Origin of the sequence: Paenibacillus albicereus (assembly GCF_012676905.1) — a bacterium.
Lineage (GTDB): Bacteria > Bacillota > Bacilli > Paenibacillales > Paenibacillaceae > Paenibacillus_O > Paenibacillus_O albicereus.
The window spans coordinates 2,161,937-2,186,371 of sequence record NZ_CP051428.1 but is presented as its reverse complement, the minus strand read 5'-3'; the positions used below and the strand labels follow the sequence as shown (position 1 = coordinate 2,186,371).

Here is a 24,435-nt window from a genome sequence, read left to right as displayed (position 1 = left end):
CTTCAAATAACGAGCCAAAAACAGCCTTCGGCGCGCGCCGAAGGCTGTTTGCATCAAAGCAGTTCCTTGTATTTGGCCGCATATTTGCTGACGCTCTGCACGAACGTCGCATGCGACCAGGTGAGCGGAGCGACGGAGAGCGGCGTACCGTCATGCGGATTGAGCTGCTCCGGCAGGACACCGCTCTCGAGCGCCGTCCGCACGACCCACTCGAGCGTCCGCTTCGGCGCCTCCAGATCGGCGAGCGAGCGCGCCGAGTCGATCTCGAAGTTCGCCACCCACAGCGTGCAGATGATCCACGGGTTGCCCGGCACGCGGTCGATTTCGCCGGACTGCTGGAAGTAGTAGTCGTTCGTATAGCGGGCGATGCCGCCGACGTCGGTGCGCACGGCCAGGCCGTCGCGGATGGCCGTCATCGTGCGCACGACGCGCTCGTCGTCCGCCGGCAGCACGCCGAACTCGAGCACCGCGAACAGGCTGCTCTCGAGCGTCATGTCCTTGACCCAGCCGCCGTCCTTTTGCACGAGACCGCGCGCGAACCGGCCGCTCGCCTCGTCCCACAGCTGCGTCAGGATGCCCTGCTTGACCTCCTCGGCCGTCCGCTTGTAGTGGTCGCTGCGCTCGTAGTCGCCGAACAAGTCGGTGAAGAACGACGCGGCCATCAGGCCGCCGTACACCGACGCCGCCGTATACGTCCAGATGCCGTAGCGCTCCTCCCACAGGTCGTAGCTCGGCTTGGGCAGCGAGAGCGAATGCTCCATGTAGCTGCTGAGGAACGCGGCCGACTTGCGGATCAGATTGCTGTACAGCGACTGGGGAAGCTCGATCACCTGATGCCGCTGGAAGTCCCTCCACAGCGCGAACAGCACGAGCGCCGTCTCGTCCTCCTGGATCGGCAGCCGCTTCGTTCCCTGCACCGTATACGGATGCCAGCTCGATCCGACCGTGCCGTCCGGATTGAACTTGTGGTTCAGGTAGCCGTCCGGCGTCAGCGCCTCCGAGCAGAAGTGGAAAAACGGCGCGATGACGCTCTGATAGCCTGCGAGCGACATCGCGTCGGCGACGAGCGCTCCGTCGCGCGGCCACATGTAGCTGTAGTGGTCGCGGTTGTACTGCAGGATGTCCGTGTCGTTGGCCGCGATGATCGCGCCGCGCTCGTCCGTCTGCGTGCGCACGAGCAGCAGGCTGTGCCGGAACATGCGGGCGACTTCCGGAGGCAGGTCGCCCAGATCCTTTTCCGCGCGGCCCAGCCAGTGGTTCCAGTAGACGACGATGCGGCTCAGCAGCTTCTCCGGATGCTGGTCCTGGACGTAGTCGTTGAGCTTCTTGACCTCCTCGAGGCTCTTGCCGATCGACATCCAGTAGTAGACCGTCTTCTCTCCGCCGGCCGGCACGACGGCTCGGAAGCCGATCGTGCTGTCGACCGAGCCCTGGGCGATCGCGTTGCCCATCAGCTCGCCGTCTTCGGCGTCGCGCCAAGTGCCTTCGGCGGAGTGGAACCGCTTGATGCCCGTAGAGTACTGGGACATGCCGCCCTCGTCGGAGAAGCCGTTGAACATGAAGTAGGACGAGCGCTTGTAATGGAACAGCGTATGGTTGTCGGGATAGTAGGCGGCGGTATCGCCCACTTCCGTGCCGTCGATCATGAGGTCCTGATGGAAGAACAGGCGGAATTCCCGTTCCCGGTCGGCGTGGTTGCGGATGACGACGCGCTTCAGGTAGATGCATTCGCGCTGATGGATGCCGTCGTTCATCTGCAGCTCGACGCCGAGTCCGCCATGCCGCGCCGTGACGTCGGTGACGAGGGAATCCTCGATATAGCCGAGCTCCTTCGACCACGCCGGGTCCTCCAGCCAGCTGAACTGGCCTTCGGTCCAGAGGCCGAGGCGGCAATACTGGCCGCCGACGTGGTTGAGCTGGCCGACGTACGGATAGTAGATGTCGCGGATGTAGCAGTTCTGATCCAGGTTGAGCAGCATCTTGCCGTTTCCGATTACGAGGTGACGGGCCATGAATCCTTCTCCTTCCGCTCAGGCGCGAGTTGTTCGTACAGGCTGATGTAGGATCGGGCGGAACGGTTCCAGCTATAGTCGGCCCCGGCTCCATTGCGCACGATCGCCTCCCAGGCGGCAGGCTCGCGGTAGAAATGGAGCGCTCGGCGGATCGTGAACAGCATGTCATGCGCGTTGTAGCTGGCGAAGCTGAATCCGTTTCCTTCGCCAGTATATTCGTTGTAAGGCTGGACGGTGTCCTTGAGCCCGCCGGTCTCGCGGACGATCGGCACGCTCCGGTAGCGGAGCGCGAGCAGCTGGCTGAGTCCGCACGGCTCGAACTGAGACGGCATCAGATACATGTCCGAACCGGCGTAGATGCGGCGGGCGAGCCCGTCGTTGAAGCCGGCCCAGAGGCTGATCTTGTCGTACCGCGTATGGGAAGCCGAGCGGAACATCTGTTCATAGGCCCATTCGCCGGAGCCGAGCACGGCCAGCTGCACGTCCTCCTCCAGCAGCTCGCCGAACACGCCGTCGATCAGGTCGAAGCCCTTCTGCTCGACGAAGCGCGAGACGATGCCGATGACCGGCACGTCCTCTCGCTGGGGCAGGCCGAGCTCCTTTTGAAGCGCGAGCTTGTTCTGGCGCTTGCGCGCCAGCGAGTCCAGATACGGGACGGCGATCGCCTCGTCGTTCATCGGATCGAACAGCTCCGTATCGATGCCGTTGACGATGCCGGCCAGGTCGCCGGCCCGCACGCGCAGGATGCCGTCCAGCCCTTCTCCGTAGTACTCGGTCTTGATCTCCTCGGCGTAAGTGGGGCTGACGGTCGTCAGCTTGTCGGCGTACAGCAAGCCGCCTTTCATGCAGTTGGCCGCCCCGTCATGCTCCAGACCGTCCCAAGCGAAGATTTCCGGTCCCATGCCGATCAGGTCCATCATCTCTTGCTTGCCGAAGACGCCTTGATACCGCAGGTTGTGGATGGTGAACATCGTCCGGATGGACGAGAGCCGCTCATCGGCGAAATACCGGCGCTTGAGCAGGAACGGAATGAGCGCGGTCTGCCAGTCATGGCAATGGAGGACATCCCAGGCGATATCCATGCGCCGGACCGCCTCCAGCACGGCGATGCTGAAGAAGATGAACCGTTCGGGATCGTCGCCGTAGCCGTACAAGCCTCCGCGGTGGAAATAGAACTCGTTGTCGATCAGATAGTAGACGACGCCGTCCACCTCGCCTTCCAGCAAGCCGACGTACTGCGTCCTCCAGCCGAGCTGCACCGAGAACTCGTCGATCTTGCGGAAGCGCTGAAGCAGCGTCCAAGGGATCGTGTCGTACTTGGGCAGGATGACGCGCGCCTCCGTGCCCGCCTGCCGCAGCGCCTTGGGCAGCGCTCCGGCGACGTCGGCGAGGCCGCCGGACTTGGCGAGCGGCACCGCTTCCGATGTCGCGAATAGGACATTCATGCGTAAGGTTCCCTCCAGATTGGCTCCGCCGGTCCGCTCTGTCTGTGTGCGCGGCGGCTCGCCGGAATTTCGATCAGGCTCATCTATCGGTTGTTATCGGCCGAAACGCGGCCGGATGTTGGCTTCATCGGAGCAAACAGAGAAAAAGACCATCAGATGGTCTTTCTCTTGCCCGCCAGGAAGGGCAGCCCCTCCGTGCCGCGGATATCGCGATGCGCCTCGACGTGGCTTTCCTTGTCGAGAATGACGCGGTCGAGCTGCGTGCCGTCGCCGATGACGCCGTTCTGCATGACGATGCTGTTGCGGATGACCGCGCCCTTGCCGACCTGCACGCCGCGGAACAGGACGCTGTTGATGACCGTGCCCTCGATCTTGCAGCCGTTGGCGATGAGCGAGTTGCCGGTCTTCGCCCCTTCGAGGTAGCGGGTCGGCGGCTCGTCCTTGGTCTTGGTGAAGATCGGGCCCGGCTGGAAGAACAGCTCGCGCCATGCCTCCGGACGCAGCAGGTCCATGCTGGTCCGGTAGTAGGCCTCGACCGTATTGACGACGCCGAGATAGCCCTCGTACAAATAGCCGAAGATGCGCAGCCGGTCGATCCGCGACAGGATCGCATGCCGGACGAGATGATCCTGCCCCTGGGCCAGCGACGTCTGCACCAGATCCATGAGCAGGTCCTTTTTCATGATGTAGATTTCCATGGAATGCACGTCGGAATCCATGTTGCCGAAGTGGTCCTGCATGCCCTTGACCCGTCCGCCTTCGCCGAGCTCCACCTTGCGCGTCTTGCCGCCGAGCAGGTCGGCCTGCCGCTTGCAGATGACCGTAATGTCGGCTTGCTGGCTCTCGTGATAGTCGATGACGGCATCCAGGTCGACGTTGCACACCATATGGCTCCGGGTCACGACGACGTATTCGAGCTTGCAGCGCTGGAAGTAGTCCCGATGCTGGTAAAAATGGTACAGGTCGCCTCGGCTCAGCTCATGGATCTGATCGGACGACGGCGGCAGCACGAACAATCCGCTCTGGCGCGTATGCAGGTCCCATGGACGGCCGGAGCCGAGATGGTCCATGAGCGAGCGATACTTCGTATGAGCGAATACCGCCACCTTGGAGATGCCGGAATTCACCATGCTGGAGAGGATGAAATCGATCAGCCGGTAGCGAGCGCCGAACGGCACGGTCGCCGGGCAGCGGGTGGCGGTCAGGCTTTCCAGCTCGTCGGTCTCGTGGATCAGGTTGACGACGCCCATCGCTTTGTTGATCATGGCTGCTGCACCTCCTGGAGCGAATGGTTGCGGGCGATCTTCTCGTCGCTGCCGACGACGCCGATCTCCGTTCCTTCCGGCGAGCCGAGCACGACGCCCGCCTCGAGCACGGCGTTCTCGCCTACGATCGTGCGGTACACCTTGCAGCCCGCGCCGATGATCGCGCCGGGCATGACGACGGACTCGGAGATATGGCACCCCTCGCCGATCTCGACGCCGCTGAACAGCACCGAGCGGGATACCTCGCCTTCGACGACGCAGCCTTCCGTAATCATCGACTCGCGAATCGAGGCGGCCGGAGACACATAATGGGCCGGACGATTGTGGCGGGTCGAATAGATGCGCCAGTCGTCGTCGCCGAGGTCGAGCTGCGGCTCGCAGCCGAGCAGGTCCATGTGGGCTTCCCACAGGCTCTCGATCGTGCCGACGTCCTTCCAATACCCCTTGAACGGGTACATGTGCAAGCTGATGTCGTCCTCGAGCATCGCCGGGATGATGTCCTTGCCGAAGTCATGCGACGACTTGCGGTCGGCTTCGTCGCGGATCAGATATTTCTGCAGCACTTTCCAGTTGAAGATGTAGACCCCCATCGAAACGACATCGCTCACCGGATGCTTCGGCTTCTCTTCGAAGTCGGCGATGCGGGTGCCTTCGCCAAGAATCATCGTGCCGAAGCGGCTCGCTTCCTTGATGTCGACTTTCAAGCCGGCGACGGTCACGTCCGCGCCGGTCGATTTATGATGCTCCAGCATCTTTTCATAATCCATCTTGTAGATGTGGTCGCCGGAGATGATGAGCACGTATTCCGGTTCATAGCGGTCGATGAAGCCCATGTTCTGATAGATGGCGTTGGCGGTTCCTTTATACCAGTCGCCGCCTTTGGACTTGACATAGGGCGGGAGCACGGCCATGCCGCCGTCGCTGCGGTCGAGGCCCCAAGGGCTGCCGATGCCCAAATACCGGTTCAGGACGAGAGGCTGGTACTGGGTCAGGACGCCGACGGTGTCGATGCCCGAGTGCATGCAGTTGCTCAGGGTAAAGTCGATGATCCGGTATTTGCCTCCGAAATGGACGGCCGGCTTGGCCAAATCCTTCGTGAGGACGCCGAGGCGCTTTCCTTCTCCCCCGGCTAGCAGCATGGCGATCATTTCTTTTTGGCCCATGGTCCCAACTCCTCGTGTCAGTGTGTTCCCCTCGGCTGGTGCTCAAGCAGCTGGAAGGACAGCGGGGGCAAGTGCAGGGTGAGGCTGTACTCGCGGCCATGCATCGGAGCGGGCTGGCTGGAGAGGAAGGTCGGAAGCTCTGCGGAGGCTCCGCCGAGCCGGGCGTCGTCGCTGTGCAGGAGCAGCTTGAACCTGCCCTTGTCCGGCACGCCGACCCGGTACTCTTCGTAGCGGCGGCTGGAGAAGTTCGCGACCGCGACGGCGTAGCTGCCGTCCTTGCTCCTGCGGATGAACGAGACGATGCTCTGCTCGGCGTTGTTGACGTCGATCCATTCGAAGCCGGCCGGATCGTAGTCCTGCTCCCACAGCTGCGGCAGCTTGCGGTACAGGCCGTTCAGCTTGCGCACATACTGCTGCATCGACCGATGGGAGTCATGCTCCAGCACCATCCAGTCCAGCGACTCGCTATCCTTCCATTCGTCGAACTGGCCGAATTCTCCTCCCATGAACAGCAGCTTCTTGCCGGGATGCGCCATCCAGAATCCGTAGAACAGGCGCAGGTTCGCGAACTTCTCCTCGTAGCTGCCCGGCATCTTGTTCAGGAGCGACTTCTTGCCGTGCACGACCTCGTCGTGGGACAGCGGGAGGATGAAGTTCTCCGTGTAGTGGTACATCATCGCGAAGGTGAGCCAGTCATGGCGCTGATGCCGCTGCGACGGGTCGAGCTGCATGTAGCGGAGCATGTCGTTCATCCAGCCCATGCTCCACTTGAAGTTGAACCCGAGCCCGCCGTCGTGGACCGGGGTCGTGACGCCCGGCTCGGGCGAGCTGTCTTCGGCGATCATGAGCGTATTCGGGAAGTAGCGGAACACCGCCTTGTTGAGCTTCTGGAGGAAAGCGTCCGCCTCGAGATGGCGCGTGCCCCCGTATTTGTTGCGCGCCTGCAGCTCCGGCGGCTTGTCCATCGTCAGGTCGCGCATGCTCGCGACCGCGTCGACGCGCAGGCCGTCCACATGGAACAGGTCCATCCAGTACAAGGCATTGGAGACGAGGAAGCTCTGCACCTCGGTGCGCCCGTAGTCGAAGGCGTTCGTGCCCCAGAGCGGCTTCTCCGCGAGGCTCGGGTCGGCGCTCTCGTAGATCGGCGTGCCGTCGAACTGGCGGAGCCCCTGCTCGTCCTTGACGAAATGGGCCGGCACCCAGTCGAGGATGACGCCGATCCCCTTGCGGTGGCAGCGGTCGATGAACTTCATGAGGCTTTTGGCTGAGCCGTAGCGCGCCGTCGGAGCGAAGTAGCCGGTGATCTGGTAGCCCCAGGACTTGTCGAGCGGATGCTCGGCGAGCGGCATCAGCTCGATATGCGTATAGCCCATGCGGACGACATAGTCCAGGATCTCCCCGCCGATCTCGTCGTAGCTGTGGAACACCTCCGGCGCCTTGATCTTCCACGTGCCCAGATGCATCTCGTAAACGAGCATCGGCTGATCGTACGGAGCCGTCGTCTGCTTCCGCTGCTGCCATTCGTCGTCCTTCCACTTGTAGCCGGACAGATCGGCGACGATCGAAGCGGTATTCGGCCGCAGCTCGCTTGCGAAGGCGAACGGATCGGCCTTGAGCAGCTTGCGGCCGTCCGCGGCGACGATCTCGTACTTGTACAGATCGCCGGCCTTGAGCCCGGGAATGAACAGCGACCAGACGCCGGTGGAATCGATCGGCTCCATGCGGTGATGCTCGCCGTTCCAGCCGTTGAAGTCGCCGGCCACGCCGACCTCGCGGGCGTTCGGCGCCCAGACGGTGAAGCGCACGCCTCGACGTCGGTCCTCGAGCTTGCTGTGCGCGCCGAACGTGCGGTAGGCGAAGTCGTTCTCTCCGCGATTGAACAAGTACACGTCCTTGAGGAGCGATTTGTCTTGCTTGGCCTTGGCGGATGCCTTCGGCTTGGAGGATTTTTTCGGCTTGGCGGATGGCTTGGATTCGGCGGGCGGATCGATGATGGCGGGCTGATCCCTGTCGGCGGACGAATCGTCTAGGACAGCTGGATCGGCATGGACGGTCTGCTTGGGCTTGAGTGTAGGCATGGGGGACACCTCCGGATCATTCTCGCTAAGGCAGGGGCATTCGGTTGAAAGTAGTTCCATTATAGCAAACCTGCGCGTCGCCATGATAGATTAGTTGACGCAGGCGAAGCCGTCGCTTCGTCCCGGAGGCGGACGATACGGCCGGACGCCCTCAAAATCTGCATGAACGTATATGTAGGATCGCGATGAATGTAAACGCTTTTACGAAGCACTTGCCCTAAGAATATACCCGGCGCATTGGCGGGTCAATCAGAGGTGGCGAATTGTCGCATGATTCGGGCGGCGGTCGGACTCGGACATCTCGGATGGACCGCGAGGAGGGGCGGCGGGCGGCGGCAGCTTGTGCGGCGACGCTTGGAATGACGGCGGGCGGCGCGTCCGCAGCTCGTGTGGCGGCGCTTGGCGGGCGGCGAGCGGCGCGGCGGCAGCTCTTGCGGCGGCGCTTGGCGGGCGGCTGGCGGCGCGGCGGCAGCTCGTGTGGCGGCGCTCGGCATGGCGGCAGACGGCGCGTCGGCAGCTCGTGAGACGGGGCTTGACTGGCGGCTGGCGGCGCGGCGCACGAAGGCTAACCGTGCTAAGCGAGGCTATTGGGTATGCGCTCCACATGCCGGCTGCTCGATCGCTCTGTCTCACTGCTCGGAACTAGGATCGGGCGTTCCTCCAAGTGCACCGCGCAAACCTACTACACCGCTAACGAAACGGACAGACGCTATCCGAGGAAAAAGAGTCTCGAAAAAAATCTAACGAAACTAGCAGAGCTTATTCGCTTTGAACGGCCTTGAAATCCCACTGAAACAGGGCAATAGCGCTTCTCTGTTTCGTTAGAAATCAAAATGGACCTCAAAAGGCGAAATAAGGCATGCTAGTTTCGTTAAACTAGGATGCCCGCGAAGAAAGGATTCCACGACTCAGAGGATGGATCCTGTCCCTACTGCAAACGATGGCTTACTGCAAACGATGGCTTACTGCAAACGATGGCTTCCTGCAAACGATGGCTTCCTGCAAACGATGGCTTACTGCAAACGATGGCTTACTGCAAACGATGGCTTACTGCAAACGATGGCTCTACTGCAAACGATGGCTCTACTGCAAACGATGGCTCTACTGCAAACGATGGCGTTTGAGCGACCAGTGGCGCCGGAGCAAACGAGGGTACTGAATGTGCTGAAACAATCGGTGCTCCTGGAACTCCCCCCTGCTTCCATTCTCATGGCTTTCTCTGCAAGCTGCGCGCGGACAACGACAAGCCGATCTTGCCGCTCTATCCGCACGGAACGATGACCGGAACGGAGCAACGAAAGCCAGATGGATTTCGCTCGGCAAATTCCAAGCATGCCGCCATTCGCCGGCCATTTCGAGGACTCAAGGACTCGTTACGGCAGCGGATTCCAGTCCGGAAGAGCATAGGATCGATACCGCTTGTTTCCTCCGACCGGCTTCAGGCGCCCGAGTTCGACCAAGCGATGCAGGATCCGCCTGGCGTAGGTGGCGCTCACGTTCAGATGAACCATCAGCTCGGATGGCGTGAAAGGCCGAAACATCCGCCTGGCGTAGCGGACCGTCTCCGCCTCCATCGCCGTAAGCGAGCCGGCGCCTTCCCCAGCGACGAACTTGCCCACGAAGGAAAGCACCAGCTGCTGGCAGCGCTTCGGCTCCTCCACGATGGACAGATAAGCGACGGGAATGAACAGCCAATCGTCGATCGCCAGCATGGAGTGCCTCCAGCTGAGGTCTTTGAAGCGCCGCACGTCGAGGTCGCGGGCATGAGGGCCGAAGCCCTGGATTTCGATGCCCCCTTTCGCGCCGCCGCCCGGCAGGTAAGCCAGGTCAATGTAACGGTATCCATTCGACGCGTCCCGGACTTCCCATTCCGGATGAAGATGAGTCAAGCTGCGCATGGCGGGGAACCAGATCTGCCGCAGGAAAGCGACCGTGCCGTGTCCGAGGCCTTTTTCCAGCAGCTCCCGGCGGCGCGGTCCGGACTCGTTCCGAATCTCGGCTTGCAGCCATTCGTCATAGACGGTTTGAAAGTTTGGCATGGTTTCAGTTGCTCCTTTAACTAGATAGAGAGATCAAAAAAAGCCGCTCCAAGCCCTCCCGGATCGGGATGGACTTGAAGCGGCGTGTGCTTCACGACCGCGGTCTTGATTAGGCTGGGAACATAAATCGCACCACTAGTCAAGGAAGCTCAAGCGGCACATAGAGGCGCCCTGCCTGCCGGGGCAGCTGCGGCGACGCATCAGGCTGAAGCAAGAGATTCAAATGCCTGCCTCTAGCCATTCAGCGACTCGCATCCGGCAAGCTGCTGCCTACCGGCGGCGTCCCTTCACATGGAGCAGGATCAGGATGAGGGCGAAGGCGGTCAGCGCCATCAGCGGAATCGTGATGAAGCCGAACCAGTTCAAGTAATCCTGATTGCACGGCACGCCGGACTTGCACGGCACGATGCCCGACAGCGACGGGAACCATTGAAGCAGGTTGTGGTAAAAGGAGATCCCGATGCCGATCCAAGCGAGCGGCAGCGCATAAACGCCGATCTGCCTGTCGCCCCGATAGGCCGCGATGCCGAGCAGCACCGCCAGCGGATACATGAAGATGCGCTGATACCAGCACAAGTCGCATGGCATGTATCCGGCGATCTCGCTCAGATAAAGGCTCCCGAGCGTCGCGACGAGCGCGACGACCCAGGCGCAATAGAACCGGTAGCGCTCCCACAGTCCTTCAGGCTCGTCCTCGGCATAGCCGTAGGCATCTTCCTCGTCTTGCTTGTCGAACTTCGCCTCGTCGTTCGGTTCGGCCATGAGCCGCCACCCTCCCATCCATAATTCCGAAACAGCTCTCCTAGCGCTGACGCCTCTCGTCCATCGGACCCGATCCCGCAATCCCAATCTGGTCCTCAACAACATCATGTCAAGCGGCCTTAGCCTGCTCGTTCGAGAGCTGTCCATTGGATTGCTGTCCCCGGCAACCTATCGGCAAGCGTCAAAAGACTATTCTCCCCTTGCCGACACGCTGTCCTGAAGCAAGCCGGTTGAAGCTTACTTATCCGAACCGAGCTTTTCGTCGATCGCCTTCTTGATGTCGTCATAATTGTTGAACTTGAGCTGCTCGCCATCCACGAAGAGCGAAGGCGTGCCGCCGACCTTGAGCGTCGTCTCGGCGAGCCGGCTCTCCTCGGCGACCTTGTCGGAGCCGACACCGGCATTGATGTCGCTCAGCAGCTTGTCGAAATCGATGTCGAGCTTGGCGTCCTTGGCGATCTGCACGAGCCGCTCGGGCGTCGCCCAGACGGTGTTTTCATCCCCCTGGTTCGCATAGATCGCATCATTGTAGGCCCAGAACTGCTCGGGATCCTGCAGGTAGACGGAGTGGGCCGCGACGGCCGCCGTCACCGAATCCGGACCGAGAAAGGCATAGTTGGCGAAGTAAAGCGCGGCCTTGCCGGTCTCGATGTAATCCTTGACGAGCAGCGGCTTGATCTGCTCGGAAAACACCTTGCAGCTCGGACATTTGTAGTCGCCGAACTCGACGAGCTTGACCTTGGCGTCCTCGGCGCCGAGGCGCGGAAGCTCTTTGTAATCAAAGGCATGGGGCTTGGACGAATTGTTGATGCCGAGAATGATGACGACGGCGATGAACGCGATGGCGATCGTCAGCCAGATGAGAGCTCCGTTGCCCTTCTTCTGCTTGGCCGGAGGCACATAGACGTTCTTTTTCTTTTTGCTGCTTTTCGATTGGCTCAAGAGGCGTCCTTCCTTTCGGTCATGGGGCTCGTAATCCAGCAGCCTGGCCATCCAGGCACTTACCAAAGTATAGCTAGCACGCGAGAACAGCGTCAAGCGTCGAAATGACGAATTCTGGGGGAGAATTCGATGATCGCGCCGGCTCGGCGGGTCCGTGCTGTCGGCTCCCTAATCGGACGACGAAGCGGGATACCAGCTGAAGTCGTCCAGCAGGATCCGCCCCGGCCCGCCGCCGGACGAGCGGAAGCGCAGCTCCAGGCTCGCGAGCGAGTCCGTGTCGAGCCTAGGCTCCGCCTGCCGAAAAGCGGCGAGCGGCAGGCGGATCGTCACCCGCGCCGGCTCGGCCGGACGGTCGTATTTGCCATCGCTGACGAATGCGTCGAGCCACGCCGGCCGCAGGAACGGCTCCTGCTCCACCGCTGCGATCCCATCCGCGACCGCCACTTCGGCTTCGACGCCAGCCCGGTCGCGCAGCACCGCTTGCAGCTGCAGCGGCTCAGGCCGGCAGGCGGCCCGCTCGGAGCAAGGCCCGCCCCCGAGGTTGGCCGCGGCAAAGCTCAGTCCTCCCCCGGCGGAGTCCGGCGGCCGCGGCAGTCCGATGAGCCTCAGCCAGCTGCCGTTCGGATCGGCGGCGCTCCGGGCATCTTCGACTCCGGGGCCGGCGGCGTCCCCGGGCTCTTTTGCGATGCCAGACTCGTCTATGGCGGACTCAGAGCTGCCGGCTTCGCTCGCAGACCTCCCGTCCTCATCGAGCCGCCCGGCACCATCCGTCTGCGATCCCCACGCGACGACGGCCCCCCGGCTTCCCTTCGGATCGCCATTGCGGTCGAGCAGCGGCTCGGCGCTCAAGGCGGAGCCGGCCGCCGCCTCGGCGGTCACGCCGAAGCCCGCCTGCCGGGCAGCCTCCCGCTCGAAGTCGGCCATGAGCCGCTCATCCGCTTCGGCAAATTGGTGGAACGTCCGAATGCCGGCGAACGAATCGGAGGCGCTTCCTCCGACCGCTTGCGCCTCCGGCATCAGCCAAGCGCGCGCCGCGCGGTCTCCGCCGAGCACGGCGTCCGCGAACGCCCCGACATAGGCCGCGGCGAGCTGGCGCTGGCGCTCTCCGGCCAGCATGTCCCGCTGGCTCAGAAGCAGGCCTCCCGGCAGCGAATGGTCCATCGTGCCCCAGTCCGCGTTGAAGCGGCTGTGGTTCGCATCCTCGACATACACGGCCGCCTTGAAGCGGTCCGAGCCGGGCTCGAGCCGCACGCGGCCATATTGCCTTTCCCCGTAAAAGACAGTCAGATCCGCATCCCGCGAGCCATGCAGCGTCAAATAGCTGGCGTGCTCCAGCTCCGCGCGCCGCCCGTCCTCCTCCGTATCCGTCGGAGCGAGCGCGGCGACCCCGGCCACCGAACGCGCGAGAGCGGCGTCGCCGGGGAACCACTTGCCTGCATCGGCCGCCATCGCCGCGGCTTGTCCGCCGCGGGAATGCCCGATCAGCAGCGTCCGGGAAGCGTCGAGCTTGCCGGAGAGCGGACCTTCCGGCTGGCCGGACAACCGCCGCAGCTCCTCGAGGTGACGCAGCAGCAGCCATGCCCGAAGCTTCATGTCGTCGTCCGGAATGCCGGTCCAGGGAGAAAAGTTGAGAAAATTCTCGTCGACCGAGACGGCGGCGTAGCCTTTGGATGCCAGCATCTCTCCGAGATAGGCATAGCCTGCGTCCGAGCGCTGCTGGGCGATATGGTTGCCGTGCACGATGAGCGCGAGCGGGAAAGGCCCGTCCCCGTCCGGGAGCCACAGCGTGCCGTTCAGCGGCATTCGCTCCGGCTCGAAGCCCCAATACCATGCCTCGAGCCGGCCCCAGTCAGGCAGCAGCGCCGAAGCGTCTGCGGCGGACGCGCGGATGTCCGCCTCCTCCGCGAACTCCGCCTGCCGGCCGGTGCCGCTGCCATAAGTCAAGACGGTGTAGGCGCCGGATCGCCCCGGCATGTCCAACGCGCCCCCGCTCCCCGCCACGTCCGCATCGTCCGCCGAGCCGCCGAAGCCCGGAGCGGGCAGCGACAGCAGGAGCGGCAGGAGCAGCAGCGCGCCGGCGAACGAGAGCGTGGCGGCAAGCGGCCTAGGGCGGCGGAGACGAAGCCTCGGCAGCGCGGCGGCAAAAGCGGCTCCGCCCGCGGCGGCCGCGAGCGCGTACGCGGCCGCGAGCGGCAGCGCCGCCGTCCAGCGCAGCTCCGAGACGAGCAGCGCGCCGGCCGTGCCGGCCGCGAGCGTCAGGACGCCGCCCGCGAACCGGCGGGGGACCGGCAGCCGCAGCCAGTTCATCAGCCAGGAGAGCGCCCAGGCGCAGATGCCGAGCGCGGCCGTGCCGGCGAGCGTCATCGCCAGCCAGTCATAGGCGGGACCGAAGCCGAGCGGCAGCCCCTGCGCGGAGGCCGCGCACAGCAGCGCTCCGCCCGTCCAGACGCCGGCCATCGATCGGCGCCAGAACGCGCCGTCCCGCTGACCGGGCGCCTCCACCGGCTTCAGCCGCTTGCGCCGCGGCGCTGGACCCGGAATCCGCTGTTCCGCTTTTTCAAGCGGCCTCCACTCCATCGACACGTCTGCTCGCCTCCAGATCCTCTCGTTGACTCTTCGATTCTACCAGTATAGCAGACCCGGGAGGAAGAGCTGGAGGCTTGCCGATCAACGGCCTGCCGCGTCGAGCCGCTGCGAGAGGCAGGCAGCTTCAGGAAGCCGGCGGGCCGCAGCGGCCTGACGGACCGCAGGATCAAACAGGCGGGCCGCTTGGAGCCTCGAGGCTCGCTCTCCCGTCCGCCCAGTCTCGCGCCAGCAGGCCGTAGACGGCATGATCGCGGAACATGCCGTCCGCATGCTCTTCGTCCCGCAGCACGCCTTCGAGCGCGAAGCCGAGCCGCACCGCGACCGCTCGGCTGCGCCGGTTGTCCGTGCGCGCGCGGATCTCGACGCGGTTGAGGTCCAGCGTCCCGTATGCGAAGGCGAGCATTTCCGCTGCCGCCTGCATCATCAGGCCGCGTCCTTGCCAGGCGCTGCCCAGCCAGTAGCCGAGCGACGCCTTGCGATGGCGGAAGTCCAGCTCCTGAAAGCTGATCATGCCTGCCGCAGAAGCGCCGTCCAGGAGCACGGCGGACATCGCCTTGCCTTCCTTGTAGCGCTTGCATTCGAAGCGGACGTAATCCTTCATGTCCGAGGAGCCGCGAATCTGCCCGACCCAGGGCAGCCACGACTCCAGCTCGCGCCGGTCTTTTTCCAGCGTCCGGTACAGCGCCTTGGCGTCGCCGGGCGCGAGCACCCGCAGCTCGCAGCCGCCCTCCAGCCGGCGGTGAAACATCGCTTCCGCCCCTTTCCGCAACGGTCTCGTTTTCTCCACTATAGCACGCGATTGTCTTTTTTCGAACGGGATCGTGTACAATAGGACTGCATGACGCATACGCGAATGGAGGCTGAACCACTTGAGCAAATTGCAGCAGCAAATCGAACGTTACGCCGATCTCGTCATCCGGGTCGGAGTTCGCATCCAGCCCGGACAGAAGCTCGCCATCAACGCGACGCTCGACTCGGCCGACCTGGTGCGCGCACTTGTCCGCAAAGCCTACGAGGCAGGAGCCTTTTCCGTCAAGGTGAACTGGTCTGACGATACGATCGCCCGCACCCGCTACGAGCTCGCTCCCGACGAGGCGTTCCTCGAGGAGCCGAAATGGTACGCCGGCGAAATGACGGAGCTCGGCGAGCAAGGCGGAGCCGCCATCAGCGTCGTCTCCTCCGATCCCGACCTGCTGAAGGGCATCGACAAGCAGCGGATCGTCAACCATCAGAAAACGTACGGCAAAGCGATGGCGGCCTACCGCCAGATGACGCAGTCCGACAAGTTCAGCTGGTGCGTCGTCGCCGCCCCGTCCAAGGCATGGGCAGCCAAAGTGTTCCCCGGCTCGACTGAGGAAGAGCAGTACATAAGCCTGTGGACCTCGATCCTCAAAGCCGTCCGCTGCGATCTCGACGATCCGGTGGCGGCGTGGGAAGAGCATATCGCGAGCCTGAACGCGCGCTCCCAGCATCTGAACGCCCGCAAGTACAAGAAGCTGCACTATACCGCGCCGGGAACCGACCTGACGATCGAGCTGCCCGACGGCCATCTGTGGGTGGCGGCGGACAGCATCAACGAGGCCGGCATCCCGTTCGTCGCGAACCTGCCGACCGAGGAAGTGTTCACCGCCGCCAAGGCGGACGGCGTGAACGGCTACGTCTCGAGCACCAAGCCGCTCAGCTACGGCGGCAACATCATCGACAACTTCAAGCTGACGTTCGAGAACGGCAGCGTCGTCAAGGCGGAAGCCGAGCGCGGCCTGGAGACGCTGGAGGGACTGCTCGAAATGGATGCCGGCGCCCGCCGCATCGGCGAAGTGGCGCTCGTGCCGCACGACTCGCCGATCTCCCGCTCGAACATCCTCTACTACAATACGCTGTTCGACGAGAATGCCTCGAACCATCTGGCGCTCGGCAGCGCGTACGCCTTCAACATCGAGGGCGGCAAAGGGCTCTCCCAGGAAGAGCTCGCGGCGCGGGGCCTGAATACGAGCCTCACGCATGTCGACTTCATGATCGGCTCCGCCGACATGAACATCGACGGCATCGCCGAGGACGGCAGCGCGGAGCCGATCTTCCGCGCCGGCAACTGGGCGTTCTAAGGAAAGGCTGGGTGTAGCAGGCATCAGGCGGGGTGGACAGACAAAAGCTGCGGCGGCGCGGCGTTCGCTGCGCAGCCGCATGGCCCGAGACGCCCCCGGCACCGCATTCGCGCGGTGCCCTCAGCAGGACAGCGAATCTCACGCCTGCAGGCCGATTGCTGCATGGCCGCATGCCTAAAAACCCGGAAAGAACGGAGCGGGCTCCGTTCTTTCCGGGTTTTTCTTGTCATGCGGGACTTCATGCAGCGGCCCCAGAGACAAGCTCTCCGCAGGCGCCGGCTTCCCGGCGATCTCGACCGGCCGCTCAGCTTCGCGACGGCCGAGCCTTCGCCGAGATCCGGAAGGCCGCAAGCGCCTCCTCCAGCTTGTCTCGCCGGATCGGCTTGCTGAGGTAATCGTCCATGCCCGCCTCCAGGCAGGCTTCCCGGTCGCCGCGCAGCGCGTTGGCCGTCACGGCCACGACATACGGCGGCTGCTCCAGCTTCATCTTCTGCATCGCGGCCATCGTCTCGAAGCCGCCGAGCACCGGCATCAAGATGTCGAGCAGCAGCAGATCGTACGGTCCTTCCTCCTGCAGCGCCTCCAGCACTTCGGCGCCGTTGGAGACGACTCGGACGGCATGCCCGGACTTTTCGAGCATCTTGCGGATGACGAGCTGGTTGATCTCATTGTCCTCGCCGACGAGCACGCGCAGCGGACCGTCCGATTCGGGCGAAGGCTCGGCTTGTCCCGACGACGGCCGAGCCTCCACGGCCTTCGCCGCGAAGCGGAAGCGGAAGCGCGAGCCCTGGCCCGGAGTCGACTCGACCTCGATCGCTCCTCCCATAAGCTCGACGAGCCGCCGGGATATGGCGAGGCCTAGGCCGCTGCCTTCCTCCGTCCGGGTCATGTAGGCGCCGATGCGGCGGAAAGGGTGGAACAGCTGCTGCTGCTCGAACTCCGTAATTCCGACGCCCGTGTCGGATACCTCGCCCTCGACGAGCAAGGACGCCCCCGCCCCTTCCTTTAAGGTGAAGGCGACTCGTATGTCCCCGCGATCGGTGAACTTGACGGCATTGCCGATCAGGTTGAGCAGCACCTGCCCGAGCTTGCCCCGATCTCCGAGCAGCTCCGCCGGCATGTCCTTGGCGATCGAGGTCTCGAGGCGAAGTTCCTTTTGAACGATGATCGGCATATGGATGGCGATGATCTCATCCAGCAGCTCGTCGAGCCGAAACGGCCGCTCCACGGCGCGCTCGGTCCCTTCCGACTCCAATCGGGTATAGTCCAGCGTGTCGTTGACGATATGGAGCAGCGCATGGCTGCTCTTGCGGATCAGCTCGATATACTGGCGAGCCTCTCCCTCCAGCGGCGTGTCGAGCATCATGCGCGTCAGGCCGAGAATGCCGTTCATCGGATTGCGGATCTCGTGGCTCATCATCGATAAAAACTCGTTTTTGGCCCGATTCGTCGCTTCGGCCGCTTCCTTGTCGATAAGCAGCTTTTTCTGCACGCTCATATCCTTGGCGATCAGATAATAGCCTTTGGTCGTCCCGTTGATGATGATCGGAGCAATCGAGGCGAGAATTTCCGTGATGCGTCCGCCGCTGTGCCTCATGCCGGTAAATTTCCGCTCGGCCGCCGTATCCTCGCTGGCCTGCCGGAGGATCGGTCCGATCTCGGCAGTGCCGCCGGATTCCTCGACGAGCAGATACGGCGAAAAATCCTTGCCGGCGAGCTCCTCCGCCGGCTTGCCCAGCAGCCTGGCGGCTTCCTGGTTGAAGTTGATGACCCGCCCTTGCAGATCGAGCGATATGACCGCGTCATGATTGTATTTCTTGAGCGAGGTGTAGCGCTCGACCGATTCCTGCAGCTGAAGCTCGAACCGCTTGCGCTCGGAGACGTCCTCGAGGCTGAGCAGATACCCTCCGCCCGAGCCGGCTTCCCCTTCGAGCTCGTAGCCGATGACGCGGAAGGTGCGGCGCTCGCCGCCGGCGACCGTCAGCTCCTCCTCGCAATCGATCGGCTCGCGATCCCGGATGCGGGCCAGCTCCGCCTTGCAGACGCTGTCCGCAGGAAAGCAGCGCCGCGCGAACGCATCGGCTCCGAAGCCTGCGAGCTCCTCGGCCGTACAGTCGAACGCTCGGAGGAAAGCAGGGTTGACCATAATGATCCTGAAGCCGGAATCGAAGAGAAGGAGAGGGTTGGGACTGCGGCTGATGACTGAGGCCAGCATGGCTCGGCCCGGCTGGCGCGGCGTCCGTTCCTCCTCCGCTCCGCTCCGCTGCGCTGCGAAGTTATCCATGATTCGATGTCCACTCCCGGTCTGTCGGTTTGAATCCACCTCCTATATTAACCACATCCGCCTGCTCTCGCACGCCTTTCAACAAAATAGTCAAGAAGAATGCGTCACAAGGCCGAATCCGACGCCAAAATCCAAACCTGCTTCGCTTCCAGCCGGAGCAGCGCATCCGGCGCCGTCACCCGGCCGTCGTCCCGCACGCCCTCGTCGACCGCGCCGCGGTACAGCCGGTTGTCCGGATTGGGATCGAAGACGAGAAAGCCCGGCTCTCCCGCCGCCGTCCGCGCCGGCTCGACCAACAGGATGAAATGCCCTGCCGACGTGAATCGGCCGGGCTTCATGGAGGCGATGGCCAATCCGCCTCGCTGCATGGACGCACGCACCTCTTCGAAGGAAGACGTCGCCTTGCAGGTAAGGCCGTACTCGCGGCTCGCCGCCGGGAAAAAGCTCCAGGACGTGCCGGAAGCCCGTGTCCGGTACCCTCGCTGGATCGAAAAGGCCGCCAGCTCCGTCGGCAGCGGACGAGCGTCCGTCAGGCTCCCGACCGCCATCGCCATGCAGGTCGGACCACAGCCGGAGGTGCCGATCGTATCCTTGCCCCCGACTGTGTACGGCACATGGCGCCAGCGCGGATCCTCCTGGCTGTAGTAGATCCGCCTACGGGCCTTGTGCTCCTCCCGCGCGGCCGACGACGAGAACAGAGCCTCCCACGTCTGCCGCCCGACGATGCCGGCAGCGCTGCCTGTATTGCCGAGACGGCTTCGTTCCTTGAACCGGTTCACCGCATGCAGCGTGTTCGGGCCGAAGCAGCCGTCCGCCTTCAGCGGCGCCCCGTTCATGCCCGCATAGCCGAGCGCGGCGAGCCTCTCCTGCACGAGCCGCACCGCCGCGCTCGATGCGGAACCGCTCTCCGCCGACAGCGGCTCGCGGAATGCCGGCGGCAAGCCTTCCGTACCGCCGCTCATGACGAAGCGCTCCCGCCGCCTGCAGGCGGTCCGCCGCCCGTGGACGGCAGCCGGACCGAGCCCTGGCCGAAATACGGAATGGACATCGATCCGACAGCCTGGGCGGCCTCGGCGGAACCGGCCAGCCGCTCGAGCCGCTCGGCCAGCAGCTGCTGGCCGAGCAGCACGTCCTGCAGCAGCTCGAAGACGAGCTGCAGGGTAGCCTCCGACGGCGGCTTGTTTGCCCGCTCGAGCGCCCTCGCCGTCCATTCCTCGCTCCTCAGCCGCTCGGGGCGGGGCGCGACCGCGAAGCTCGCTCCGACCGGCAGCGAGTCCGCCGCCGGCAGGCGCTGCAAGTCCCAGCTTTCCGCGCCCGAGCTGCGGATCTCCATCAGTCCGCCGCCGACTTCTCCCCCTCCAGAAGCGCCGCTTCCCTCCCGGCCGTTGATGCCCGGCGTCTCGCCGGCTTCCGTTCCCGATGCTATTCCGAGCTTGCGCTTCGCTTCATCGCTCACCGGGCTTCACCGCCTTCACATAAAGCTCCGCGTTGCGGTCCAAACCCAGCGTCGCGATCCGCAGCAGGCCGGGCTCGCGGCTCGTCACCGCGAACGTCGCGGCTCCCTTGACAGCCTGGATCGCCTGCGACTGGCCCTGCACCGTCACCTGGACCGGGCCGCTGAAGCTTTCGTCCAGCCGCGACATCCAGTCCCCGACGAGCAGACGCACGCGGACGGCATCGACGCCATCCGCGGACAGCTCTCCTTTGTCGGCCGTCAGCAGCGAGGCCGTGCCGGACAGCTGGCCGCCCTTATAGCGGGCGAACAGCAGGCCGGGCTGGCCGTACTGCTCCTCCGACACCGGCACGAGCGCGCTGTGTTCGACCGGCTGCGGATACTCGCAGCGGCCGATGACTCGGCCGTCCGAAGCGACTTGCGCGTAAAAGTTAGGCAAACTCGATCACCTCCCAGGAAATGAAGATCGTCCGCGCGGCCGGCAGCCCTGCCGCGAACAGATAGATGCGGTCGTTGAACAGCACGGCATAGACGCCCGAGGATGTCGCGGCATCGTTCTTGCCTTGATAAAGGGATGACGTCACCTGAAGAAAGCTTTTCGAGCGGTCGATCCACGGAATCGGCACGTTGACCGAGTCGTTCGGATTTGCGATCGACGTCTCTCCCCGCAGCACCTGCTTGATTCCCACGCCCTTCCACCCCGTTCCGTCGTTGAATTGCAGCCTGCCTCCCGCAGCGGAAAAATGGATGCCATCCACTTTGTCCGCGTTGGCCGCATAAGCGGCGCTGGCGGCATAGTCCGCGTTCGCGCTCGTCTGCGAGCGCTGGACGAGCGTATTCGTCCCGACCAGCCGCGAGGACGGCGCGAGATTGAAGTGCACGAGCCCGACCCCGTTGCGCTGCGCCAGCACGAATCGGTTCTTGTGGTCGTACGGACGCCCATTCTCCAGGTACGTTCCCTTCTGCGGCGGCACTTCGCCTGCGGTCCCATAAGGAAGATCGACGTAGAGATAGTCCCACGGTCCGAGCGTGAACGAGCCCCGCGACACCCGTACATAGCTGCCCGAGGCGGGGTTCATGACGATCAGCGTGCCGTCGAGCGACACCTTGCCCGCCCCGTCGTCCTGAATGGCGCCCTCCCCCATGACGACGAGTCCTTGCAGCCGCGCGTTGAGGCCCCAGGAGCGCTCGTCGTCGAGCGGATCGAGATCCCGGTTGCCGTGGCTCGCGCTGAACACGCTCAGGCACGACACGGACGCCGAGCCGTCGGCCGACGCCGATGCCTTGACCGTCAGCCTGACGTACCTGCAATCCGTGCTCGCGGACAGCGGCAGGTACGACAGCGGCGCATAAGCCGGCTTGCCGGCATGGTCGTACGCCTTGACCCAATCGGTCCCGTTCGGGCTCGACTCGACGATGAAGTCCTTCGGCAGCGAGGCGGCGTTCTGGACCGGCCACCCGCCGAAGCTGAGTCCTTCGAGCCTGGCGTAGGGCAGGCCAAGATCGACCGTAAGCGACTGCGGATAAACGACTCCCGCGGGCAGCGCCCACCGGCCTCCGTCTCCGGCCGCCGCGGACGACCACGGGGCCGTCGGCAACCCGTTCAGCACGCCTGCCGTCGCGGCGGCGCGCTTGTTTTTGGCGACGTTGGACGAGCTCGTCTTGACGACGAACCGGTCCAGCACTTCGATATTCTCATTCTGGGCCGATCTCCGGACGGTGTCCGAGGCCTCGAATGTCTTGAGTCCGCTAGGCAGCTGCGCCACGACGGATCACTTCCCTTCTGCAGGATTCCAACGTTCAAGCGCGTCCCAGCCGAGGCCGAGCTTCTCCAGCGCGTCCCAGGACAGCATGGCGGCGTCCAGCTCTTCCCATCGCAGGTAGGTGAACTGGAACTCCAGCTGTAGATGAGCCGGCAGAATCTCGCGCACCGCCGTCTTCACGTCCGCCAGATTCGGCGGCACGCCGCGCTTGCCGATGAACGTGACGACGACCTTCCAGTCGCTGAATTTTTCCTCGACCGAAATCTCGCCGTTCTCGAACGAATCGACGACGCTGCGGATGACGGCGAGCGTCACCGTGCCGGCTCCCCGCAGCCGCGACTTAATCAGCGAGCGACGCTGGTCGAACGGCTTGCCGCCGCTCGCGGGGACGCCGCATGCCTCTTCCCAGCGGGACAGCCCCCATGTCGCCGTCTCGAGGAAAAACTGGCGGAACGCCTCGTCCAGCTGCCCGGAGGCAAGCTCAAGCTCCGCCGCCTCGCGCTCGATGATCGCGATCGCGGCAAGCGCGTCCTCGTAATACTTGGGCAGCATGCCCATCATCTGCTCCGCCAGCCTATGCGCCATACTCGATCTCGACCTTTCCCGCCACCGGCACCATGTCCGCCTCCAGCCCGATGTCGGCGCTGCCGCCGTTCATGGCCAGGGTGACGTAATCGTCGACCTCGTCGATGCCGATCAGGATGCCGGCGATGCGGTTGAAAGGCACTCGATCCCTCTTGAAGGCGAGGCCGGCCAGATAGGCGGCCAGCCGCCGACGGAACTCGGCGACGATCGGCTCGAGCTCCACGCCTGGCACGAAGCGCAGCCGCGCCGAGACGTTGATCTCGATTCCTCTCGCCGGAGCGACCGTCACCTTGGCCCCGATCGGCCGCCGCGCTTCGATCGCCGCGCGCGCCAGCTCGACCTTGTCCGCCTTGGCCGGAGTGCCGTCCGGCCCGAGCAGGGACAGCTTGACCGTGCCGCCTCCTTGCCACACCTCGAACACCTTGACGTCGCCGATGCCTTCCACTTCCAGCGCCCACTGGCGGTAATGCCCGGCATTGCCGCTCGTAGCCGGCGTGCGGACGCGGTCATGATACCGCTGGAGCAGCGAAGCGTCGCTCTCCTCGTCCGCGCCGCCGGCGAACGCCTTCGGGTTGGTCACAGCGACGATGCCGGCCAGATCGCCCAGCACGCGGCTGACCGCGCCGGGCTGCGCATTGCCCGCCGCGCCCGGATACGCGGCGGACGCGCGGACGAGAACCTGCCTTCCCTCTCCGATGACCGCCTCCTCGCGGGTCGCGAACGAAGCGGATCCGTCCGGCAGCGAGGCGATCGTCCCTTGGCGGAGGCGGGTGCCCGCCGCTCCGGCGAACAGCAGCTCGCCGTCGCTTCTCGTGCCGGGCTTGCGCGCGAGCCCCATCTCGCCCGCGCGCAGATCCAGATAGGCTCCCGGCTGCTCCGGCCCGGCGAAGCCCCAGTCCAGCACCTGATCCAGCCGGACGTAGAGCTGGGCCAGCTCGATCGCGGCCGGCGACAGCATGTCATGGACGACCGACCCCGGCCGGCGGTCGAGCTCCGTCGGCACGGCCGCCAGCATCCGCTCCAGAATCGCTTGTTTCGTCTGCTGTTCAAACAAGCAGCGTCACCTCCTGCTGCAATAGTCCGTCCTTGTGGACGACCGCGAAACGCGCGCTCAGCCGGTCTCCCTGGCTGTCCAGCACAAAATCCCGCACGTCCAGCAACCGGTCGTCCGCGAGCAGCGCTTCCCGGATGACTCGCGGCACCTCGCTTCTCATCAGCTCCGGCGTCAGATCCTCGCCGATGAGGCGGTCGAGCTCGGAGCCGTAGCTCCAGTCGCAGGCGAGGTAGCGGAAGCGCGCCGTGCGCAGCGCCTTCTCGATCGCCTGGCGCAGCGCCTCCTCCCCGTCGATCAGCCGGTTCTCCAGCTGGCCGGACGTGAAGTCGAGCGCATACGTCCGGGACGGGCGCGGCGCCGGAGGCGCGGCGGACGCGGCCGAGCTTCTCGGCTTGAGCGGCGACAGCGCCATCAGTACGTCACCGCCCGATCGAGGACGAGGTACAGCTGGCCCTGCTGCACGCCGGCGACGATGACGCGCTCGCCGGCCTTGAGCTCGTTGCAATAAGTCAAATCGGCGCATTCGACGCTCCAGCTGCCGTTGTCAAGGCTCAGCCCTTGGATCGTCGTCTGGATCGTCGTCCCGGCAGGAGGCGGCGGTAGGATGGTCATCGTGACATCACCTGCAGCCGCCGACATCTTCGCCTTTTCGGAGGCACTCATATCCACCTTGCGCGTATGCTTCGTCAGCCGCTCGGCGACGACGAGATCATCCTTCTCCAGCACCAGCTCCATATGGTCGATCCGAATCTTCAGCTCGGGAGGCGCCGAGACGACGGTTCCGAGCTCGATCGTCGTATCGGCGTTCCAGCCTATGTTCCGCATGAGCTGGACAAGCTGGCTCGCTCCCGATCCTTCTCCTCTGTCCATGCCGCATCCCTCCTGTCCATTCTGCGGCGCGC

At 64.3% G+C, this 24,435-nt stretch carries 20 protein-coding genes; 1 reads left to right on the top strand and 19 read right to left on the bottom strand.

The genetic code is table 11. The features are described from left to right. Positions 1-53: 53 nt before the first annotated feature. From HGI30_RS09455 to HGI30_RS09410, 10 genes are all read right to left on the bottom strand, one after another. Positions 54-2,012, bottom strand: coding sequence for a glycoside hydrolase family 15 protein (locus HGI30_RS09455; RefSeq protein WP_168907334.1), 1,959 nt, complete (start codon positions 2,010-2,012; stop codon positions 54-56). Further along, a complete protein-coding gene (glgA, locus tag HGI30_RS09450) occupies positions 1,994-3,457 on the bottom strand; it encodes a glycogen synthase GlgA (protein WP_168907333.1) in 1,464 nt (487 codons plus the stop codon). Before glgA ends, HGI30_RS09455 begins: the two co-directional genes overlap by 19 nt. A gap of 152 nt (positions 3,458-3,609) precedes the next feature. Next, positions 3,610-4,722: a glucose-1-phosphate adenylyltransferase subunit GlgD gene (gene glgD, locus HGI30_RS09445; RefSeq protein WP_168907332.1), complete on the bottom strand. Its 1,113-nt coding sequence runs from the start codon at positions 4,720-4,722 to the stop codon at positions 3,610-3,612. After that, entirely contained in the window at positions 4,719-5,885 is a 1,167-nt protein-coding gene (locus tag HGI30_RS09440) for a glucose-1-phosphate adenylyltransferase (RefSeq protein WP_168907331.1), read from the bottom strand. Before HGI30_RS09440 ends, glgD begins: the two co-directional genes overlap by 4 nt. A gap of 17 nt (positions 5,886-5,902) precedes the next feature. Next, positions 5,903-7,963: a 1,4-alpha-glucan branching protein GlgB gene (gene glgB / locus HGI30_RS09435; protein WP_168907330.1), complete on the bottom strand. Its 2,061-nt coding sequence runs from the start codon at positions 7,961-7,963 to the stop codon at positions 5,903-5,905. 1,373 nt (positions 7,964-9,336) lie between these two features. Further along, positions 9,337-10,002, bottom strand: coding sequence for a transcriptional regulator (locus tag HGI30_RS09430; RefSeq protein WP_168907329.1), 666 nt, complete (start codon positions 10,000-10,002; stop codon positions 9,337-9,339). 270 nt (positions 10,003-10,272) lie between these two features. After that, positions 10,273-10,764 (bottom strand): disulfide oxidoreductase, encoded by a 492-nt coding sequence (locus HGI30_RS09425; RefSeq protein ID WP_168907328.1) that lies wholly within the window; start codon positions 10,762-10,764, stop codon positions 10,273-10,275. A gap of 237 nt (positions 10,765-11,001) precedes the next feature. Further along, entirely contained in the window at positions 11,002-11,706 is a 705-nt protein-coding gene (locus HGI30_RS09420; RefSeq protein WP_235680372.1) for a DsbA family protein, read from the bottom strand. Between the two features lie 168 nt (positions 11,707-11,874). Further along, complete coding sequence (locus HGI30_RS09415) at positions 11,875-14,289, bottom strand: alpha/beta hydrolase (RefSeq protein WP_168907326.1); 2,415 nt, start codon at positions 14,287-14,289, stop codon at positions 11,875-11,877. A 169-nt stretch (positions 14,290-14,458) separates the two neighbouring features. After that, a complete protein-coding gene (locus tag HGI30_RS09410) occupies positions 14,459-15,040 on the bottom strand; it encodes a GNAT family N-acetyltransferase (RefSeq protein ID WP_168907325.1) in 582 nt (193 codons plus the stop codon). Positions 15,041-15,161: 121 nt separating this feature from the next. Here HGI30_RS09410 and HGI30_RS09405 point away from each other — a divergent pair, with 121 nt between their 5' ends. Continuing rightward, positions 15,162-16,394, top strand: coding sequence for an aminopeptidase (locus HGI30_RS09405; RefSeq protein ID WP_168907324.1), 1,233 nt, complete (start codon positions 15,162-15,164; stop codon positions 16,392-16,394). Positions 16,395-16,698: 304 nt separating this feature from the next. On the opposite strand, the gene HGI30_RS09400 is transcribed toward HGI30_RS09405, so the two are convergent. The 9 genes from HGI30_RS09400 to HGI30_RS09360 all read right to left on the bottom strand — a co-directional run bounded on the left by HGI30_RS09400 (position 16,699) and on the right by HGI30_RS09360 (position 24,403). Continuing rightward, positions 16,699-18,678, bottom strand: coding sequence for a PAS domain-containing hybrid sensor histidine kinase/response regulator (locus tag HGI30_RS09400; RefSeq protein WP_168907323.1), 1,980 nt, complete (start codon positions 18,676-18,678; stop codon positions 16,699-16,701). 104 nt (positions 18,679-18,782) lie between these two features. Beyond that, positions 18,783-19,640, bottom strand: coding sequence for a peptidoglycan-binding protein (locus HGI30_RS09395; protein ID WP_168907322.1), 858 nt, complete (start codon positions 19,638-19,640; stop codon positions 18,783-18,785). Further along, positions 19,637-20,134 (bottom strand): hypothetical protein, encoded by a 498-nt coding sequence (locus HGI30_RS09390; RefSeq protein ID WP_168907321.1) that lies wholly within the window; start codon positions 20,132-20,134, stop codon positions 19,637-19,639. The genes HGI30_RS09395 and HGI30_RS09390 overlap by 4 nt, the downstream gene beginning before the upstream one ends. Beyond that, positions 20,124-20,570, bottom strand: a complete 447-nt coding sequence (locus HGI30_RS09385; protein WP_168907320.1) for a hypothetical protein — start codon at positions 20,568-20,570, stop codon at positions 20,124-20,126. Before HGI30_RS09385 ends, HGI30_RS09390 begins: the two co-directional genes overlap by 11 nt. Further along, a complete protein-coding gene (locus HGI30_RS09380) occupies positions 20,563-21,897 on the bottom strand; it encodes a discoidin domain-containing protein (protein WP_168907319.1) in 1,335 nt (444 codons plus the stop codon). The genes HGI30_RS09385 and HGI30_RS09380 overlap by 8 nt, the downstream gene beginning before the upstream one ends. 6 nt (positions 21,898-21,903) lie before the next feature. Further along, positions 21,904-22,479 (bottom strand): putative phage tail protein, encoded by a 576-nt coding sequence (locus tag HGI30_RS09375; RefSeq protein WP_168907318.1) that lies wholly within the window; start codon positions 22,477-22,479, stop codon positions 21,904-21,906. Beyond that, positions 22,469-23,533, bottom strand: a complete 1,065-nt coding sequence (locus HGI30_RS09370) for a baseplate J/gp47 family protein (RefSeq protein WP_168907317.1) — start codon at positions 23,531-23,533, stop codon at positions 22,469-22,471. Before HGI30_RS09370 ends, HGI30_RS09375 begins: the two co-directional genes overlap by 11 nt. Then, positions 23,526-23,945 (bottom strand): DUF2634 domain-containing protein, encoded by a 420-nt coding sequence (locus HGI30_RS09365; RefSeq protein ID WP_168907316.1) that lies wholly within the window; start codon positions 23,943-23,945, stop codon positions 23,526-23,528. The genes HGI30_RS09370 and HGI30_RS09365 overlap by 8 nt, the downstream gene beginning before the upstream one ends. Beyond that, a complete protein-coding gene (locus HGI30_RS09360) occupies positions 23,945-24,403 on the bottom strand; it encodes a DUF2577 domain-containing protein (protein ID WP_168907315.1) in 459 nt (152 codons plus the stop codon). The genes HGI30_RS09365 and HGI30_RS09360 overlap by 1 nt, the downstream gene beginning before the upstream one ends. Between the last annotated feature and the right edge of the window lie 32 nt (positions 24,404-24,435).

Excerpts from the sequence above, each read along its gene's own strand:
- HGI30_RS09440 (WP_168907331.1), bottom strand. The coding sequence starts at position 5,885 with ATGGGCCAAAAAGAAATGATCGCCATGCTGCTAGCCGGGGGAGAAGGA.
- HGI30_RS09375 (WP_168907318.1), bottom strand. The coding sequence starts at position 22,479 with ATGGCGCATAGGCTGGCGGAGCAGATGATGGGCATGCTGCCCAAGTAT.
- HGI30_RS09430 (WP_168907329.1), bottom strand. The coding sequence starts at position 10,002 with ATGCCAAACTTTCAAACCGTCTATGACGAATGGCTGCAAGCCGAGATT.
- HGI30_RS09425 (WP_168907328.1), bottom strand. The coding sequence starts at position 10,764 with ATGGCCGAACCGAACGACGAGGCGAAGTTCGACAAGCAAGACGAGGAA.
- HGI30_RS09455 (WP_168907334.1), bottom strand. The coding sequence starts at position 2,012 with ATGGCCCGTCACCTCGTAATCGGAAACGGCAAGATGCTGCTCAACCTG.
- HGI30_RS09410 (WP_168907325.1), bottom strand. The coding sequence starts at position 15,040 with ATGTTTCACCGCCGGCTGGAGGGCGGCTGCGAGCTGCGGGTGCTCGCG.
- glgD (WP_168907332.1), bottom strand. The coding sequence starts at position 4,722 with ATGATCAACAAAGCGATGGGCGTCGTCAACCTGATCCACGAGACCGAC.
- HGI30_RS09395 (WP_168907322.1), bottom strand. The coding sequence starts at position 19,640 with ATGAGCGGCGGTACGGAAGGCTTGCCGCCGGCATTCCGCGAGCCGCTG.
- HGI30_RS09400 (WP_168907323.1), bottom strand. The coding sequence starts at position 18,678 with ATGGATAACTTCGCAGCGCAGCGGAGCGGAGCGGAGGAGGAACGGACG.
- HGI30_RS09360 (WP_168907315.1), bottom strand. The coding sequence starts at position 24,403 with ATGGACAGAGGAGAAGGATCGGGAGCGAGCCAGCTTGTCCAGCTCATG.
- glgB (WP_168907330.1), bottom strand. The coding sequence starts at position 7,963 with ATGCCTACACTCAAGCCCAAGCAGACCGTCCATGCCGATCCAGCTGTC.
- glgA (WP_168907333.1), bottom strand. The coding sequence starts at position 3,457 with ATGAATGTCCTATTCGCGACATCGGAAGCGGTGCCGCTCGCCAAGTCC.
- HGI30_RS09365 (WP_168907316.1), bottom strand. The coding sequence starts at position 23,945 with ATGGCGCTGTCGCCGCTCAAGCCGAGAAGCTCGGCCGCGTCCGCCGCG.